The sequence below is a fragment of the Stappia sp. ES.058 genome, assembly GCF_900105595.1.
Lineage (GTDB): Bacteria > Pseudomonadota > Alphaproteobacteria > Rhizobiales > Stappiaceae > Stappia.
Map to the genome: position 1 here is coordinate 2,023,220 of NZ_LT629784.1, position 16,195 is coordinate 2,039,414.

The following is a 16,195-nucleotide window of genomic DNA, read 5'->3' on the forward strand; positions in this document are numbered from 1 at the left end:
GTACGGTCTTTCAGGCGGCAGATATCAGGCAGCGCGCGGCAGATACGGCGCAGCATCGGCAAGGAAACGCTCAAGCGCGCGCTCAAGCCCCTCCATGATCTCGTCGACCTGCTCCGGTGTCGTGATCATCGGCGGACAGACGAGAAAATGGTCTCCCTCATACCCGCCGCGCGTGCGCCGCGAATAGAGGATCAGCCCCTCGTCATAGGCATATTCCACGAGTTTGTCATAGGCGTTCAGTTGTCGCGGCAGCGGCGCAAGCGTGTCCTTGTCGCTGACCATCTCGAAGGCGAGCAGCAGCCCCTCACCGCGCACATCGCCGATCAGCGGATGACGCTCCATCAGCTCGACCAGCCGCGATTTCAAAAGCGCGCCGACGGAAGCCGCTTTGGCGCAAAGTCCTTCGGCCTCGATCTCTTCCAAAACGGCAAGCCCGGCGGCGCAGGCCAGCGGATTTCCGGCATAGGTGAAACCGTGCAAAAAGCCGCCGCCATCCAGCACCGGCTCGACGATGCGCTCATGCGCCACCATCGCGCCAAGCGGCGCATAGCCCGCCGCAAAGCCCTTGGAGACCACGAGAATGTCGGGCGCGACGTCATAGTGTTCGGCGGCGAAGAAGCGTCCGGTGCGCCCGCCGCCGCACATCACCTCGTCGTGGATCAGGAGCACGCCGTAGCGGTCGCAGATCTCGCGCACGCGTTTCATGTAGCCTGCCGGCGATACCAGCGCGCCGGTGGAGGCACCGCCAATCGGCTCGACCATGAAGGCGAGCACCGTTTCCGGCCCCTCCTCGCGGATACGCGCTTCCAGCATGTCGGCATAGTGATGGCCGGTCGCCAGGTCGTTGGGATCGAGACCGTCAAGATAGGCGCGCGGCGCCGGGATCTTCGGCATCGGCCGCATCATCGGATCGAAGGGCGCGGTCAGCGGCGCATAGCCGGTGAGCGCGAGCGCGCCAAGCGTGCATCCGTGATAGCTCGGCTGGCGCGAGATCACCTTGTATCGCTGCGCATCGCCCGTCGCGATGGCATGCTGCCGGGCAAGCTTGATGGCGCTTTCCACCGCCTCCGAGCCGCCGGACACGAAGAACACCTTGTCCAGTCCCTCCGGCGCGCGCTGCGCCGTCAGGCGGGCCAGGTTTTCCGCCGGTTCGGTTTCGAAATGAAGGCGGTAGCCGAAGGTCGATTTCTCCATCTGGCGACGCATCGCCTCCAGCACCCGCTCGTTGGAATGGCCGATATTGCAGACCATCGCGCCCGATGATCCGTCGAGATAGCGCTTGCCGTCGACGTCCCACATGTAGACGCCGCGCGCCCGGTCGAGCTGCGGTCGTCGCCGCCGGCTTTGATAAAACAGGTGGCTCTTGGCGGGCGCAGACATCACGCCGCCTCCGCCAGGATGGTGCAGTCGCGCGGCCTGAGCCGCACGTCCACCGCTTCCCCTTCCGCAAACGGGCTCCCGTCGATCATGTTGATCGCCTGAAGCTGTTCGTTGCCGACCCGCACGAAGTAACGGGCCGCAAGCCCTTGATAGTCCACCGTTTCCACCACGCCCGGCACGCTGACTTCCTCTTCGCCGACAGCCGCCGCCGCCCCCGGCGTCACGATGTTCAGCTTTTCGGCACGCACCGCAAGCTTGACCGCGCCCGGCCCCGAGACATGCGGCGCGCGCGCGCGCGGCAGCACCAGCTTGCCGAAGGCGGAATTGTCGAGCGCGACAGTGGTCTGATCGGTGCCGGTGCAGGTCGAGGGCAGAATGTTGGAGGCGCCCAGGAACCGCGCAACGAATTCGGTCGCCGGCGTCGTGTAGACGTCCTCCGGCGCGCCGACCTGTTCCACCCGTCCGTTGCTCATCACGACGATCCGGTCGGAAAGGGCCAAAGCCTCGGCCTGGTCGTGGGTGACGAAGACGGTGGTGATGCCGATCTGGTGCTGGATGCGCTTCAGTTCCACGCGCATGTCCTCGCGCAGGTTCGCATCGAGCGCCGACAGCGGCTCGTCGAGCAGCAGAACGTCCGGCTCGATGACGATGGCGCGCGCCAGCGCGATGCGCTGCTGCTGGCCGCCGGAAAGCTGCTTGGGATAACGGTCGCCGACATCGGGAAGCTGCACCAGATCGAGCGCTTTCTTGACCCGCTCGTCGCGCTCCGCCTTGTCGATCCCGCGAAACTTGAGCCCGAAGGCAACATTTTCGGCGATCGTTCGATGGGGAAACAGCGCGTAATTCTGGAAGACAAGCCCGAGATTGCGCTTGTGGATCGGCACATCGTTGATCCGCCGACCGTTGATCTCGATGTCGCCTTCGCTCGGATCGAGCAGTCCGGCGATCATGCGCAGCGTCGTCGTCTTGCCGCAGCCGGACGGGCCGAGAAGACTGACAAACGTTCCTTCCGGGATCTCCAGCGACATCGGATGAACCGCCGTGAAGGACCCAAAGCGTTTGACGATGTTTTGAAGCGTGACGGCGCCCACGGGCTCACTCCGTTCAAGGATCGGGAAAAGTCGTCGGCGCCGGCGGGTCCGTTTTCATGGGCCTGCCGGCGCCGCTCAGGCTCAGTAGCCCTTCTGGATGCGGCCGAAGAGCTTCGACCACTCCTGCTCGTGACCGTTCCAGTAGGCCGGATCGGCGAAGGTCAGCCCGTCGAGCTTGCCGGTCGGATCGAAGGCCGGCAGCTTCGGGATCTTTTCGCCAAGATCGACCTTGGTCGGGTCGAGCGCCGGCGGGTAGCTCTGTCCTTCCGCAACGGCAATGGAGGTTTCCGGCGCCAGCATGAAGTTCAGGAGCTCCTCGCAAGGCTCCATCGGGGAATCCTTCATGACGAAGAGGCACTCCTGCCAGCCGAAGCCGTTGGGCGGATCCATGTAACCGATGTCGTGGCCCTGCTCCTGCAGCGCGTAGACGCGGCCCGACCAGGCCTCGGTCACATAGATCTCTTCTTCCGCCAGAAGGCTCATCAGCTCGGCGCCGGAACTCCAGTACTTCAGCAACAGATCGCGGTGGGCGCGCACCGCCTCCCAGACCGCATCCATGTCGGTCGCGCCGTTCGGGTCCTGACCGGTCTGCAGCGAGGCGTACCAGATGCGCGTGCGCCAGTCGCTCCAGCCGGCGATCTTGTCCTTGAAGCGCTCGTCGAGAAGGATGTTCGCGCCCTTCTCCTTCATCTCCTCGTCGGAGATGTGCTTGCGATTGTAGGCAAGCCCCGTGGTGCCGTAGTCGTAGGGCACGCAGGACAGCGCCCCGTCGGTCACGTTGCGGAACACATCGACAAGCTTGGGAATGACGTATTTCAGGTTCGGAATATTGTCTTCGTTGAGCGTCGAGGACAGCCCGAGATTGTGATAGCGCGCATAGTCGAAGACGCCGGACAGATGGGCAATGTTGTATTCGCCCGGCTGGCTCGCCTTGACCCGCGACAGATACTCGTCGCCGCCGCCGAAGGTGCCGTCGACCACGGTGATGCCCGTCTTTTCCGTATAGGGATCGAAGGCGTACTCGCGAAAGGCTTCGGAAACCACGCCGCCCCAGCCGTCGAAGCGCACCTGTTCGGTCGCTGCCAGCGCGCCACGCGCGAACGGCGTCTGCACGCCATAGGCAAGCCCGGCCGCGCCGATCAGGCCGAGAAAGCTGCGGCGGTCGATCCCGCCATTCATGTAGCGTTCGCGCAATCGCTCGTAACGTTTTGTATTGTCCATAACAAGGTCCTCTCTGGAGTGGGTTCGAGGTGCCAGCGCGGTTCTAGCCGCCGCGCTTGAGCGCCAGACGCCGGGCGATGGCAATGCCGACAAGCGGCAGCCCGGCGGTCAGGAAAATCATCACCGTGCCGAGCGCGTTGATCTCCGGAGAGATCGAATTGCGCAGCATGGCGAAGATCTGGGTGGGGACGGTTTCCACGCCCCCCGGCTTCCAGAACAGCGTGCCGGTGATGTCGTCGAAGCTGATCGTGAACGCGAACAGCATGCCGGCGAAAACCGCCGGTGCAAGCAGCGGCAGCGTCACCTGGAAGAAGGTCTGGATGGGGCTGGCGCCCAGGCTCATCGCCGCCTCCTCGACATCGCGGCGGATGCCGACGAGACGTGCCTGCACCACCAGAATGACGAAGGGCAGCGTGAAGATGACATGGCCGGCCAAAAGCAGCGCGAAGCTCTTGTTGACCGACAGCGCGTTGAGGAAGAGCAGCAGCGCCACGGCAAGCACCACCTCCGGCACCAGGATCGGCGCGATCAGGAGCGTCGAGATCGCGTTGCGCGCCGGCACGTTGTAGCGCACCAGCGCAAGGCTCGCGAGCACGCCGATGGTCGTCGAGATCGCCGAGGTCAAGAGCCCGAGCACGATGGAGGTGCGAAAGGCGCGCAGGATCGCCTCGTTTTCCGCGAGTTCGATAAACCAGCGAAACGAAACGCCCGTCATCGGGAAGCTGCCGAACTGGCTGGCGTTGAAGCTCAAGAGCACCACCACCATGATCGGCAGGAACATGAAGAGATAGACCAGAACCGTCCATCCGCGCAGCAGGTGCCATCCCATCAGCCAAGCCCCTTCATCAGTTGCCCCATGCCGAGGAAGTGGTTGTAGAGCAGCACCAGCGCGCCGAGCACGGCGAGCAGCATCAAGGAGAGTGCGGAGCCGAGCGGCCAGTTCAACTGGGTGATGATCGCCTCGAAGACGAGGTTGGCGAACATCGCGTCCGTCGGCCCGCCAAGCACGATCGGCGTTATGTAGGTGCCAGCCCCCAGCACGAAGGCGAGCAGCCCGCCGGCGGCAAGACCGGGCAGCGACAGCGGCAGCGTGACTTCAAGGAATGTGCGCCAGCGTGTCGCCCCGAGCGAACAGGCGGCGTCCTCCAGCGTCGTGTCGATGCCGTCGAGGCTGACGTAGATGTTGAGGATCATGAAGGGCAGCAGGAAATGCACCAGCCCCAGAATGACGCTCGCCTCGTTGTAAAGCATCTGTATCGGCTCGTCGGTGATGCCGACCCAGATCAGCGCGGAATTGATCGCGCCCGACGCGCCCAGGATGTTGATCCAGGACATCGTGCGGATGATGTAGCTGATCCAGAACGGCAGCATCAGCAGGAGCAGCAGAACCGCCTTGTTGCCGCGCGAGCGCGCGATCACATAGGCGGCCGGATAGCCCATGATGGCGCAGACCAGCGTGGTGATGCCGGCGATCTTCAAGGTGTTGAGAAGAATGTCGCGATAGAAGGCGTCGGAGAGCGCCTCTTGCCAGTTGTCGAGGAAGAAGCCGGCCTGATCCGCACCCGTCGCGGTGCGCAGCCAGAACGAATAGACGACGATGAAAGCGAGCGGCACCAGAAGCAGCAGCGTCACCGCAACCATTGCGGGACTGAGCAGCAGATAGGGTTGCCGCGCCTCCCGCGCTTCAACCGTCATGGGCAAATTCCCCCGTCCTGTTGTTGCGCAGAGCGTGGCACCCCCTCTATCATTGTTCAAATAGATAATCGCTATCTTGGAAATTGACAAAACCTATGATCACGCGATCCCCCGACCAGCCGCCCGAACGCCTTGCCCGCAATCTGGACTGGAACCTGCTGCGCACGTTTCTCGTTCTGGGCGAATCCGCCAGCGTCACCGACGCGGCGGAACGGCTCGGCCTGAAGCAGCCGACGGTCTCCTCCGCCCTCAAGCGCCTGGAAGAGCAACTGGGCAAGCGGCTGATCGATCGCTCGCCCGGCCGCTTCCGGCTGACGGCGGCCGGTACGCTGCTCCAGCGCGAGGTGGTCGACATTCATGGCGCGGTGCTCCGGCTCGGCACCTTGATGCGCGAGGTCGCCAACGAGGTGCGCGGCCATGTTCGCATCGCCATGGCGAGCCATGTGGTGTGTCCCGTCTTCGACGAGGCCTTGACCGCGTTTCACACCGCCCATCCCAACGCGACGCTTTCGATCGACGTTTCCGCAAGCCGGGACGGGCTCGACGCCGTGATGGCGCGGCGGGCCTCGCTGGGTGTCTGCCTGGTGCACGACAAGAGCCCGCGGCTCGAATACCGACGGCTCTACCGCGAATTCTTCGGGCTGTTCTGCGGTCCGGGCCATCCGCTGTTCGGCCGCGCCGGGCTGACCAAGGCCGATCTCGTCGGCCATTCGTCGGTCAGTTTCGTCACCGACCGGATGAGCGACGCGCTGCGCCCCGTGACCCTGATGCGCGCTGATGCGCAGCTTGAAGACCGCATCGTCGGCACGTCGGCCCATCTGGAGGAGGTGCGGCGGATGATCATCGCCGGTCTCGGCGTCGGGCCGCTGCCGGTGCATGTCGTGCGCCGCGACATCGAGGACGGCCTCCTGTGGCAATTGCCGCCCTATGACGACATGCCGCCGATCGACGTTCATGTGGTGTGGAACCCGAAGGCGGCGATGAACCGGGCAGAGACCGCGCTTCTGGAAGAGCTTCTGCGGCGCATCGAGGCAACGCCCATCGAGGCGCGAACCTACGTCTGAGGCGCCGCGCCGCCCTGATTGTGGCGAGATCGGGGCACGATCAATATCGCTTAATTCTGTGCCGAAATTTGCGAATCTTGATCGAAAAACAAGCGAGATTGATGTGTTTCGCACGCAAGGCGACGGAACGAGGAGAAGTGCTGCACGCGGGGATATCCCGCGAAGCGCCTGCGCCCGGCCCCGATCCCTTGTCCCCGCGCCGGGGACCTTACATCAGCGGGAGTTTCCGGGCGGAGGCGGACGCCGCCCGTGCGCCTTCGGAGGCCGTCTCATAGGCCAGGATCGCGCCGGCGAGATCCTCCAGCGCCGCGCCGACAGACTTGAACAGCGTGATGTCGTCGGGGTCGCGCAGCACCGCCTTGACGTCGCGCGTCAGATCGAAGAGATCGCCCTCCACGGCGTCCTCGGTGAGCGCGCCGGATGCAAGCGCCTGCACGATGTCGCCACCTTCCTTGAGCGCACCGGCGCGCGTGTCGACGAAGACGCGCGCCCGCGACACGGCCGCATCGTCTGTCTCGCGCATCGTCGGCTTGAACGCGCCGACCAGATCCACATGACAACCGGCAGGCAGCCACTCGCCAAGAATGAGCGGGGTTTCGGACAGCGTGGCGGCAGAGACGATGTCGGCCGAGCCGACCGCCTCTTCCAGGTCCTGGGTCGCGGTCGCAAAGATGCCGACGGTGTCCGAAATCTCTTGGGCGACGCTTTCCGCCTTTTCCGGATTGCGGCCCCAGACCGAAATGCGCGACAGCGGCCGGACGGTGGAATGGGCGGCCGCCAGATTGACCGAAAGCCGGCCGGTTCCGACGATGACGAGATGGCGCGCGTCGTCGCGCGCCAGATAATCGGCCGCCAGCGCGGAGGCCGCCGCCGTGCGCCGCGCGGTCAGTTCGCCGCCGTCGACGAGGGCGCGCAGTTCCCCGGTCTTCGCGTCGGAGAGCATGTAGCTTGCCATCACCGCCGGCAGGCCGCGGTCGCTGTTGCCCGGCACCACCGTCGCCAGCTTGACGCCGAGATAGCGTCCCGGCACCCACGCCGGCATCAAGAGCAACGTGCCGTTCGTCTCGCCCGGCACCTCGAAATCGTGATGGTGGCGCACCGGCATCTCGCAGCCGTCGCGGAACATCGCCCGAAGCGCCTCGATCAAATCACGCCATTGCAATGCATCGCGCGTGGCCTGCGGGTCGAGTTGCAGCATGATGAGGGTCCCCCTGACGATTTCCGATGCGCTTGCCGGACGCGGGCGATTCGCCCGGCCCGACGAGCGCGATCATGACCGTCCGTTGCGGGCGGGTCCAGAGACCTCTGGGTCGCACGACAGTCGGCCGACCGTGCCGCTCACCCGCCGCAGAACGGCCAGATCCAGGTGAGACCGTCGAACACGGCGAGGCTTCGCGCCGCCCGCGCCTCCGGTGTGCGCATCGACAGGAGCAGGGCCATGGCACCCTGCGCGAGGATCATGTCCTCATAGAGACGGCTGTCCTCGCGAATGCCGATGCGGGTCGTCCAGTCGGCGAAGCCCGCGGCCGTCTGCTCGACCTTCCCGGGTGCGGCGTCGCCGAACCAGCGGCCGTCGCTGCGTGACAGAAACGGCGGAACCTCTCGTTGCGCGGCCGCGAACCCCTCCTCGGGCGTCTGGCCATAGGCCTGCCGCCAGGCATCGAGCGCGCGTCTCCGCCATGCTCCGTGCTCGTAACCGAACGGCCCGACGTAACCCGTGCGAAGATCGATCAGAGTCCCCGACAGGCCGCGCATGCGGGCAAAAAGCGGTCGTTCCTCGGCGAACCGCCCCGACAGGACGGGCTCAAGATCCGGAATGGACCTCGCGCTGGTGGGACGCACCGCAACCGACGCCCCGGCCGCGGTGGCGGCCAGCGCGATCGTTCCAAGCAGGTGCCGTCGTGTCAGCATGAACGCCCCTTGATCCCGCCGCACAAGGATGGACAATGCGGCGTTGCCTGACGCTGCCTTGCGGGCGACGCCGTCGACCCGGTTTGCAAGTCGACAGCCCGGCGCCAAGATACGCGCCGCCCGGCATGAACGCGCCGGCGGCGCGACCAGGAACCGCAATCATAGGTCGATGGATTTCAAAATACAATCTCGAAACGCGTACCGCGGAACTCAGGCCGCAAGGCTGCGCGCGCCGTCGAGAATGAGCCGTGTGGCGATCTCGGCATAGTCCTCGCGGCTGACGGGACCGCCGTCGCGAAACCAGAGATAGTGCCAGTTGACCATGCCGAAGAGGCTCATGGTGACGGGTTTCAAAAGATGGGAGCCGTTGCCGAGTTCCGGCACGGCCTGCGTCAGGGCGCCGGCGAAAAGCTTGACCAGCGCGCGCTCACGCTCCTTCAGCTCCTCCTGCTGCTCCGGCGGCAGGCGCTTCATCTCGTTGATCTGGATCTTGTGTTCGGCATTGGCGTCGCGATAGGCGTCGAGCAGCGCCCCGACATAGGCCTGCAGGCGGGTTTCGCCGGATGCAGTGGCCGGCGCCGCGTCCTGCACAGCCGCAATCAGCTCGTCAAGATGATCGCGGATGATGTCGAACAGCAGCGCGTCCTTGTTGGCGTAATAGTGATAGACGAGCGCCTTGGAAACGCCGCAGCCCCTGGCAATCTGGTTCATCGAGGCACGATCGTAGCCGTGCTCGGCAAACAGCTCCGCCGAGGTCTTCAGGATCGCCTTGCGCTTGTCGTCGTAATCGTCCGCGCGCGGCCGCGCCATATCGTTCTCCGTTGCTCGCGCGGCGATGGCCCTCCCGCCGCCGCGCCGAATTCTGCAGGCCTGTCCGGCTGACCGTTTCCTTAGGTCTCCTTCGGCCGGTTGTCGACAACGCGTTTCGCCTTGCCCATCGACCGCTCCAGCGCATCCGGGTCGGCAACGTGGATACGCGCGCTGACGCCGATCACGTTTTTCAGATGGGCGCGCAGCTCCGCGGCGGCGGAGGCCCGGTGCGCGTCATCGGCATGGGAGGCAAGGGCCTCGACGTGGACGGTCATTTCGTCCATCCGCCCCGTGCGTGTCAGTTCAACCTGATAATGCGGCGACAGCCCCTCGACGCGAAACAGCTGTTCCTCGATCTGGGTGGGAAAGACGTTGACGCCGCGCACGATCATCATGTCGTCGGAGCGGCCCGTCACCTTTTCCATCCGCCGCATGGAGCGCGCGGTGCCCGGCAGCAGCCGCGTCAGGTCGCGGGTACGGTAGCGGACTACCGGCATCGCCTCCTTGGTGAGCGAGGTGAAGACCAGCTCGCCGACCTCGCCGTCGGGCAGGACCTCGCCGGTCAGCGGATCGATGATCTCGGGATAGAAATGATCCTCCCAGATGTGCAGCCCGTCCTTGGTCTCCACGCATTCGTTGGCAACGCCCGGTCCCATCACCTCCGACAGGCCGTAGATGTCGACGGCATGCATGTCGAAGGCCTGCTCGATTTCCTCTCGCATGGCATTGGTCCAGGGTTCGGCGCCAAAGACGCCAAGCTTCAGCGAGGACGAGCGCGGGTCGATGCCGCGTGCCTTGTATTCGTCGAGGATCGCCAGCATGTAGGACGGCGTCACCATGATGACGTCGGGCCTGAAGTCCTCGATCAGCGTCACCTGGCGCTCGGTCATGCCGCCGGAAATCGGCACCACCGTCATGCCGAGTTCCTCCGCGCCGTAGTGTGCACCGAGACCGCCGGTGAAGAGGCCGTAGCCATAGGCGACATGACAGATCATGCCCTTGCGCGCACCGGCGGCGCGCAGCGAGCGGGCCACCACGGTCGACCAGGTCTTGATGTCGTTTCGCGTGTAGCCGACCACCGTCGGCTTTCCCGTCGTGCCCGAAGAGGCATGCACCCGCACCACCTCCTCGCGCGGGACGGCGAACAGGCCGAAGGGGTAGTTATCGCGCAGCGTCTGCTTGGCGGTGAAGGGAAACTTCGCCAGATCTGCCAGCGTCTTCAGGTCGTCGGGATGAACCCCCGCCTCGTCGAAGCTCTTGCGGTAATGCGCCACGTTTTCATAGGCGTGGCGCACGGACCACTTCAGGCGCTCCAGTTGAAGCGCGGAAATTTCGTCCCGGGATGCGGTCTCGATGGGGTCGAGCTCGCCGGGCTTGGGCGACAGGTCGTACATGGGTGTCCTCCCGACTGATGTACTTGGTCTTGTTTTTCAGATCGTATGGGCCTCGCAGCGGCGGCCCGGAGTGCGTTCGCCCCGCCATCCGCCGCTGGAAAGAAACCGGGTTCAGCCTCCCGCCGTCTCCGGAATGAGCGTGCCGCGAATGGTGCGCGAGTTGCCGCGAAATTCCGCGATCGTCTCGCCGTCCGCGTTGGCGACCGTCACGTCGGTGATCCCCGACCGGCCCTCGCGCCAGCGCTCATGCGCCGTCGCGACCAGGCGCTCGCCGAGCTTGCCGGGCCGCAGGAAGGCGACCGCGCAGTGGCTCGCCACGGTCGACTGGTTGTGGCTGTTGCAGGCAAAGGCGAAGGCGCTGTCTGCCAGCGTGAAGACGAAGCCGCCATGGCAGATGCCATGGCCGTTGACCATCGCGTCGCGCACGGTCATGGCGATCACGGCGCGGCCAGGCCCGACCTCGACGATCTCCATGCCGAGCCCCTGGCTGGCCTTGTCGTCGGCCCACATGGCATCGGCGCAGGCGCGGGCGAGCGCGGTCGGATCGAGACCCTCGGCAGATACGGGCGCGCTCATGATGTCTCTCCCTCGGGTGCCTTGCCGGTGAACGCCGGCGGCCGCTTGGCCATGAAGGCGGCAACGCCCTCGCGGTAGTCGGGCGAGCGCCCGGCGCGGCCCTGAAGGTCGCGCTCCAGATCGAGCTGCGCGTCGAGCGTATTGTCGGTCGCCGCTTCCATCGCCTGCTTGATCAGCCCGAGCCCGAACGTCGGCGCCTCGGCAAGCGAGGACGCAAGCTTGCGCGCTTCCGCCATCAGGTCCGTGTCGGGCACGGCCTTCCAGATCATGCCCCAGTCCTCGGCCTGTCTTGCCGGCACGGGTGTTGCCAGCATCGCAAGCGCCTTGGCGCGCGCCAGTCCGACAAGCTGCGGCAGCGACCATGTGCCGCCGGAATCCGGCACCAGCCCGATTTTGGAGAACGCCTGGATGAACTTGGCGCTTTCACCGGCCAGCACGATGTCGCAGGCAAGCGCGATGTTGGCCCCCGCCCCCGCAGCGACGCCGTTGACGGCGCAGATGACGGGCTTCGGCAGCGCCTTCAGCCGGCGGATCAGCGGATTGTAGTTGGCCTCGATGGTCTGGGTAAGGTCCGGCGGCGTGCCGTCGTCGGAGGCGACCCGGTCGCCGAGATCCTGGCCGGCGCAGAAGCCGCGCCCAGCGCCGGTGACCAGCAGCGCACGAACGGTCGCATCGGTCTCGGCAACATCCAGCGCGTCGCGAAGCGCGGCATGCATCGCCTCGTTGAAGGAGTTGAGCTTGTCCGGCCGGTTCAGCGTGACGACGAGCACGCCCCCGTCACGCTCGACGAGAACCGGCGCATCCATCGCCCCCTCGCCCGTCTGTCCCTCGTCCATATGGCCTCCCTTGCCTGCCTCTCCCGTGGCGCCGCATGCTCACCGGCAATTGCCGAAAGAACACGGTCGGAACGGTCGCTTGTCATTTTTAACTTGACTGACCAACCGGTCGGTTAATTATTATGATCGTCAATCGGGCGCTGTCAATCACGAGCAGCACCAACATTTCGAACCCCGGCGGAAGCGGCGCGAGACGCGCGGCGACGGACCGGGACGGCGCGCTTCACGGAGGCGGTCCGGAGCTCACCGACCTCGAGCCTCGCGATCGGCTTCCTTGCGCGCACCAAACAGGGAGAGAGGCATGGCCGCGTTTTTCGACAGGCACAAGGACACGCTGGACAAGGCGATCGAGGCGATCCACACCCGTGGCTTCTTCTCCGCCTATCCGGAAATGCCCTCCGGCAAGGTCTATGGCGAAACCGCCAAGGACGATGGCGAGGCCGCATTCAAGGCGCTGATCGGCAGGCCCTTCGAGCTCGACCAGCCGGGCGCGGACGGAACCGTCGGCCATGAGGTCAGCCCCTACGGCCTCGATCTGGCGATCTCCTATCCGAAATCCGATCCGGACACGCTGGTCTCTGCCGCCCTGACGGCGATGGGCGGCTGGGCGGCGGCGTCCGTCGAGGACCGGATGGGCGTGTGCCTGGAGATCCTGGCGCGCATCAACGCGCAGAGCTTCCTCTTCGCCAATGCGGTGATGCACACCTCCGGCCAGGCCTTCATGATGGCGTTTCAGGCTGGCGGCCCGCATGCCCAGGACCGAGGACTGGAAGCGCTCGCCTATGCCTTTGACGAAATGTCGAAGGTGCCGGGCGAGGTGCGTTGGGAAAAGCCGCAAGGCTCCAAGGATCCGATCGTTCTTGACAAGCGCTTCCGCCTGATCCCGCGCGGCGTCGCGCTCGCCATCGGCTGCGCCACCTTCCCGACGTGGAACACCTATCCGGGCCTGTTCGCCAGCCTCGCCACCGGCAATGCCGTGATCGCCAAACCGCATCCCGGCGCGATCCTGCCGATGGCGCTGACGGTGAAGATCGGCCGGGAGGTGCTCGCCGAGGCCGGTTTCGATCCGAACGTGCTGCTTCTGGCCGCAGACGATGCCGATGCGCCGATCACCAAGGATCTGGTGACGCACAAGGACATCGCCATCGTCGACTTCACCGGCTCGCCCACCTTCGGCCAATGGGTGCGCGAAAACGCCCGCGACAAGCTCGTCTACACCGAAGAGGCCGGCGTCAATTCCATCGTCGTCACCGGCACGGACAACCTGCGCGGGCTGGCCGGAAATGTCGCCTTCTCGCTGGCGCTCTACTCGGGCCAGATGTGCACCGCGCCGCAAAACGTCTATATTCCGCTTGGCGGCATCGTGACCGATGAGGGCCACAAGTCCTTCGCCGAGGTGGGCGAGGCGATCAAGGTCGCGATGGACAAACTGCTCGGAGATCCGCAGCGCGCCGCAGGCGTGCTCGGCGCGGTCCAGAACCCGGCGACCATCGAGCGGATCGCCAAGGCCCGCTCGCTCGGACGGGTGGTGCGCGACAGCGCGCCCGTGGAGGGCATGGACGGCGCGCGCTGCGCCACGCCGCTGATCCTCGCCGTCGATGCCAAGGACGAGCGCGCCTATCTGGAAGAGCGTTTCGGCCCGATCAGCTTCCTGATCGCGACCGAGGATGCGAACGATGCGATCCGGCGAGCGGCCAATTCGGCCCGCGACCGGGGTGCGATCACCGCGGCACTTTATGCCACCGACGAAGATATGATCGACCAGGCGGCGGATGCCTTTGCCGCGGCCGGCGTCGGCCTGTCGGTCAATCTCACGGGCGGCGTCTTCGTCAATCAGAATGCCGCCTTTTCCGACTACCACGTCACGGGCGCGAACCCGGCCGGCAATGCCTGTCTGTGCGACAGCGCCTTTGTCGCCAATCGCTTCCGCGTGGCAACCCTGCGCCGTCCGGTCGCGGCGTAGCGGTCTTCCCGCGTCTGGGGGGACGCGGGCAACGGGAGACCGGTTTTTTGAAAGCCTGAAAACAAGACGCCTGGCCGCAAGGCCAAACATGGCCTGAGAGCCAAATCTGGGAGGAAATCATGACCAAACTGAAGACATACCTCGGGGGCGCTGCCCTTCTGGCCGGTGCGGCGATGTTCGCAACCACCGCAATGGCTGCCGACACCATCAAGATCGGCGCGTCGCTCGCCGTCACGGGACCGGCATCGTTTCTGGGCGATCCGGAAGCCAAGACGCTGGAACTCTATGTCGACAGGATCAACCAGGACGGCGGCGTCAACGGCAAGCAGCTGGAGCTGATCGTCTATGACGACGGCGGCAACGCCAGCAAGGCGCGCACCTTCGCGACCCGCCTCGTGGAAGACGACGGCATCGTCGCCATGGTCGGCGGCTCCACCACCGGCGCCACGATGGCAATGGTTCCGGTGTTCGAGGATGCGGGCATTCCCTTCATCTCGCTCGCCGGCGCGGTGGTCATCATCGATCCGGTCAAGGAGTTCGTCTTCAAGACCCCGCACACCGACCGCATGGCCTGCGAGAAGGTCTTCACCGACATGAAGGCACGCGGCATCGCCAGGATCGGCATGATCTCCGGCACCGGCGGCTTCGGCAAGTCGATGCGCGGCCAGTGCCTCGACGTGGTCGGAAACTACGGCATCGAGATCGTCGCGGACGAGACCTACGGGCCGAAGGATTCCGACATGACGCCGCAGCTGACCAACATCAAGTCGGCGGAAGGGCTGCAGGCCGTGATCAACCCGGGCTTCGGTCAGGGTCCGGCCATCGTCACCCGCAATTACCGTCAGCTCGGCTTCGACGTGCCGCTCTACCAGAGCCACGGTGTCGCCTCCAAGTCGTTCATCGACCTCGCCGGCGATGCGGCGGAAGGCGTGCGCCTGCCGGCCTCCGCGCTGCTGGTTGCGGAAAAGCTGCCCGACAGCGACCCGCAGAAGTCCGTCGTCACCGGCTACAAGAGCGCCTATGAGGACGCGACCGGCCAGCCGGTGTCGACATTCGGCGGTCACGCCTATGACGGGCTGATGATCCTGGTCGAGGCGATGAAGCGCGCAGGCTCCGAAGATCCCGCCGCCGTCCGCGACGAGATCGAGAAGACGAGCGGATTCATGGGCACCGCCGGCGTCGTCAACATGTCGGCCGACGATCACCTCGGTCTCGACCTGACGGCCTTCCGCATGCTCGAAATCAGGGACGGCGACTGGGCCCTGGTCGAGTAAAGCCGGCACCCGCACTTCCCCGCCGCGCGCCACAGCGCGGCGGGCCTTCACCCGCATCGAGCCGGCGCATCCCGCGTACGGCCCCCTGACGTGGCGGCGGAGATCCATGCCCGAATTCCTGCAATTCAGTGTATCCGGCCTGACGGTCGGCGCGGTCTACGCGCTGGTCGCGCTCGGCTTCACCATCATCTACAACGCCTCCGACGTGGTGAATTTCGCGCAAGGCGAATTCGTCATGATCGGCGGCATGGCGACCGTGTTCCTGACCGCCGCCGGCATCCCGCTTCCCGTGGCAGCCCTGATCGCCATCGCCGCCGCCATGGCGGTCGGGCTGGCGCTGCACCGGTTTGCGATCGAGCCGGCGCGCGGCGCCTCGCCGGTCACCTTGATCATCATCACCATCGGCGCATCGATCTTTCTGCGCGGCCTCGCCCAGGTGGTCTTCGACAAGCAGTTCCACTCGCTGCCGTCGTTTTCCGGCGACACGCCGATCCGCTTCGGCGGCGCCGCGATCCTGCCGCAAAGCTTCTGGGTGCTGGCCGGGGCCGGCATCATCGTGCTGGCGCTCTGGGCCTTCTTCAACCGCACGCTTCTGGGCAAGGCGGTGCTCGCCACCGCAGCCAACCGCCTGGCGGCGAGGCTCGTCGGCATCAACACCTCCTTCGTCGTCGGCTTCTCCTTCGTGGTCTCCGCCGCCATCGGCGCGATCGCCGGCATTCTGGTCACGCCGATCACGCTGACGAGCTACGACATCGGCACATTGCTGGCGCTGAAGGGCTTCGCCGCCGCGATGCTGGGCGGCATGGGCAATCCGCTTGGCGCCATCGTCGGCGGGCTGACGGTCGGCCTGCTCGAGGCCTTTGGCGCGGGCTATCTCTCCTCCACCTACAAGGACGCCATCGCCTTCATCGTCATCTTGGGCGTACTCTTCGTCATGCCCGGCGGCCTGTTCGGTCGCGCCAGCGTGGAGCGCGTGTGAC

15 protein-coding genes are annotated in these 16,195 nt (G+C 65.7%); 4 read left to right on the forward strand and 11 right to left on the reverse strand.

Going from position 1 to position 16,195, the window contains the following annotated elements; genetic code table 11:
* Nucleotides 1-24: 24 nt before the first annotated feature.
* The 5 genes from BLU32_RS09320 to BLU32_RS09340 all read right to left on the reverse strand — a co-directional run bounded on the left by BLU32_RS09320 (nucleotide 25) and on the right by BLU32_RS09340 (nucleotide 5,387).
* Nucleotides 25-1,380 (reverse strand): aspartate aminotransferase family protein, encoded by a 1,356-nt coding sequence (locus BLU32_RS09320; protein WP_093806404.1) that lies wholly within the window; start codon nucleotides 1,378-1,380, stop codon nucleotides 25-27.
* Nucleotides 1,380-2,471, reverse strand: coding sequence for an ABC transporter ATP-binding protein (locus tag BLU32_RS09325; protein ID WP_093806406.1), 1,092 nt, complete (start codon nucleotides 2,469-2,471; stop codon nucleotides 1,380-1,382). Before BLU32_RS09325 ends, BLU32_RS09320 begins: the two co-directional genes overlap by 1 nt.
* A gap of 81 nt (nucleotides 2,472-2,552) precedes the next feature.
* Nucleotides 2,553-3,692, reverse strand: coding sequence for an extracellular solute-binding protein (locus BLU32_RS09330; RefSeq protein ID WP_093806408.1), 1,140 nt, complete (start codon nucleotides 3,690-3,692; stop codon nucleotides 2,553-2,555).
* Nucleotides 3,693-3,735: 43 nt separating this feature from the next.
* Nucleotides 3,736-4,521 (reverse strand): ABC transporter permease, encoded by a 786-nt coding sequence (locus BLU32_RS09335; RefSeq protein ID WP_093806410.1) that lies wholly within the window; start codon nucleotides 4,519-4,521, stop codon nucleotides 3,736-3,738.
* Nucleotides 4,521-5,387, reverse strand: a complete 867-nt coding sequence (locus BLU32_RS09340) for an ABC transporter permease (RefSeq protein ID WP_093806412.1) — start codon at nucleotides 5,385-5,387, stop codon at nucleotides 4,521-4,523. The genes BLU32_RS09335 and BLU32_RS09340 overlap by 1 nt, the downstream gene beginning before the upstream one ends.
* 95 nt (nucleotides 5,388-5,482) lie before the next feature.
* Here BLU32_RS09340 and BLU32_RS09345 point away from each other — a divergent pair, with 95 nt between their 5' ends.
* Nucleotides 5,483-6,451, forward strand: coding sequence for a LysR family transcriptional regulator (locus tag BLU32_RS09345; protein ID WP_093806414.1), 969 nt, complete (start codon nucleotides 5,483-5,485; stop codon nucleotides 6,449-6,451).
* A 208-nt stretch (nucleotides 6,452-6,659) separates the two neighbouring features.
* Here the strand turns inward: BLU32_RS09345 and BLU32_RS09350 are convergent, their stop codons facing one another.
* The 6 genes from BLU32_RS09350 to paaG form a co-directional block, all read right to left on the reverse strand.
* Nucleotides 6,660-7,649 carry an ornithine cyclodeaminase family protein gene (locus BLU32_RS09350; RefSeq protein WP_093806416.1) on the reverse strand — a complete coding sequence of 330 codons (990 nt, stop codon included), beginning with the start codon at nucleotides 7,647-7,649 and terminating at the stop codon, nucleotides 6,660-6,662.
* A 140-nt stretch (nucleotides 7,650-7,789) separates the two neighbouring features.
* Nucleotides 7,790-8,362: a hypothetical protein gene (locus BLU32_RS09355; RefSeq protein WP_157727595.1), complete on the reverse strand. Its 573-nt coding sequence runs from the start codon at nucleotides 8,360-8,362 to the stop codon at nucleotides 7,790-7,792.
* Between the two features lie 210 nt (nucleotides 8,363-8,572).
* On the reverse strand, nucleotides 8,573-9,172 hold the full coding sequence (locus BLU32_RS09360; RefSeq protein WP_093806420.1) for a TetR/AcrR family transcriptional regulator: 600 nt from the start codon (nucleotides 9,170-9,172) through the stop codon (nucleotides 8,573-8,575).
* An 80-nt stretch (nucleotides 9,173-9,252) separates the two neighbouring features.
* On the reverse strand, nucleotides 9,253-10,566 hold the full coding sequence (gene paaK, locus BLU32_RS09365; protein ID WP_093806422.1) for a phenylacetate--CoA ligase PaaK: 1,314 nt from the start codon (nucleotides 10,564-10,566) through the stop codon (nucleotides 9,253-9,255).
* A 111-nt stretch (nucleotides 10,567-10,677) separates the two neighbouring features.
* Nucleotides 10,678-11,142 (reverse strand): hydroxyphenylacetyl-CoA thioesterase PaaI, encoded by a 465-nt coding sequence (gene paaI / locus BLU32_RS09370; protein WP_197673730.1) that lies wholly within the window; start codon nucleotides 11,140-11,142, stop codon nucleotides 10,678-10,680.
* A complete protein-coding gene (gene paaG, locus BLU32_RS09375; protein ID WP_093810815.1) occupies nucleotides 11,139-11,948 on the reverse strand; it encodes a 2-(1,2-epoxy-1,2-dihydrophenyl)acetyl-CoA isomerase PaaG in 810 nt (269 codons plus the stop codon). The genes paaI and paaG overlap by 4 nt, the downstream gene beginning before the upstream one ends.
* Before the next feature lie 331 nt (nucleotides 11,949-12,279).
* Between paaG and paaN the strand changes: the two genes are divergently transcribed.
* From paaN to BLU32_RS09390, 3 genes are all read left to right on the forward strand, one after another.
* Nucleotides 12,280-13,941 (forward strand): phenylacetic acid degradation protein PaaN, encoded by a 1,662-nt coding sequence (paaN, locus tag BLU32_RS09380; RefSeq protein ID WP_093806424.1) that lies wholly within the window; start codon nucleotides 12,280-12,282, stop codon nucleotides 13,939-13,941.
* A gap of 119 nt (nucleotides 13,942-14,060) precedes the next feature.
* On the forward strand, nucleotides 14,061-15,215 hold the full coding sequence (locus BLU32_RS09385; protein WP_093806426.1) for an ABC transporter substrate-binding protein: 1,155 nt from the start codon (nucleotides 14,061-14,063) through the stop codon (nucleotides 15,213-15,215).
* A gap of 106 nt (nucleotides 15,216-15,321) precedes the next feature.
* Nucleotides 15,322-16,194 (forward strand): branched-chain amino acid ABC transporter permease, encoded by an 873-nt coding sequence (locus BLU32_RS09390; protein WP_093806428.1) that lies wholly within the window; start codon nucleotides 15,322-15,324, stop codon nucleotides 16,192-16,194.
* The last annotated feature ends 1 nt before the right edge of the window (nucleotide 16,195 follow it).

What these genes read in the sequence shown, in the direction of transcription:
- BLU32_RS09320 (WP_093806404.1), bottom strand. Translation starts at nt 1,380, where the DNA reads ATGTCTGCGCCCGCCAAGAGCCACCTGTTTTATCAAAGCCGGCGGCGA.
- BLU32_RS09330 (WP_093806408.1), bottom strand. Translation starts at nt 3,692, where the DNA reads ATGGACAATACAAAACGTTACGAGCGATTGCGCGAACGCTACATGAAT.
- BLU32_RS09335 (WP_093806410.1), bottom strand. Translation starts at nt 4,521, where the DNA reads ATGGGATGGCACCTGCTGCGCGGATGGACGGTTCTGGTCTATCTCTTC.
- BLU32_RS09340 (WP_093806412.1), bottom strand. Translation starts at nt 5,387, where the DNA reads ATGACGGTTGAAGCGCGGGAGGCGCGGCAACCCTATCTGCTGCTCAGT.
- BLU32_RS09345 (WP_093806414.1), top strand. Translation starts at nt 5,483, where the DNA reads ATGATCACGCGATCCCCCGACCAGCCGCCCGAACGCCTTGCCCGCAAT.
- BLU32_RS09350 (WP_093806416.1), bottom strand. Translation starts at nt 7,649, where the DNA reads ATGCTGCAACTCGACCCGCAGGCCACGCGCGATGCATTGCAATGGCGT.
- BLU32_RS09355 (WP_157727595.1), bottom strand. Translation starts at nt 8,362, where the DNA reads ATGCTGACACGACGGCACCTGCTTGGAACGATCGCGCTGGCCGCCACC.
- BLU32_RS09360 (WP_093806420.1), bottom strand. Translation starts at nt 9,172, where the DNA reads ATGGCGCGGCCGCGCGCGGACGATTACGACGACAAGCGCAAGGCGATC.
- paaK (WP_093806422.1), bottom strand. Translation starts at nt 10,566, where the DNA reads ATGTACGACCTGTCGCCCAAGCCCGGCGAGCTCGACCCCATCGAGACC.
- paaI (WP_197673730.1), bottom strand. Translation starts at nt 11,142, where the DNA reads ATGAGCGCGCCCGTATCTGCCGAGGGTCTCGATCCGACCGCGCTCGCC.
- paaG (WP_093810815.1), bottom strand. Translation starts at nt 11,948, where the DNA reads ATGGATGCGCCGGTTCTCGTCGAGCGTGACGGGGGCGTGCTCGTCGTC.
- paaN (WP_093806424.1), top strand. Translation starts at nt 12,280, where the DNA reads ATGGCCGCGTTTTTCGACAGGCACAAGGACACGCTGGACAAGGCGATC.
- BLU32_RS09385 (WP_093806426.1), top strand. Translation starts at nt 14,061, where the DNA reads ATGACCAAACTGAAGACATACCTCGGGGGCGCTGCCCTTCTGGCCGGT.
- BLU32_RS09390 (WP_093806428.1), top strand. Translation starts at nt 15,322, where the DNA reads ATGCCCGAATTCCTGCAATTCAGTGTATCCGGCCTGACGGTCGGCGCG.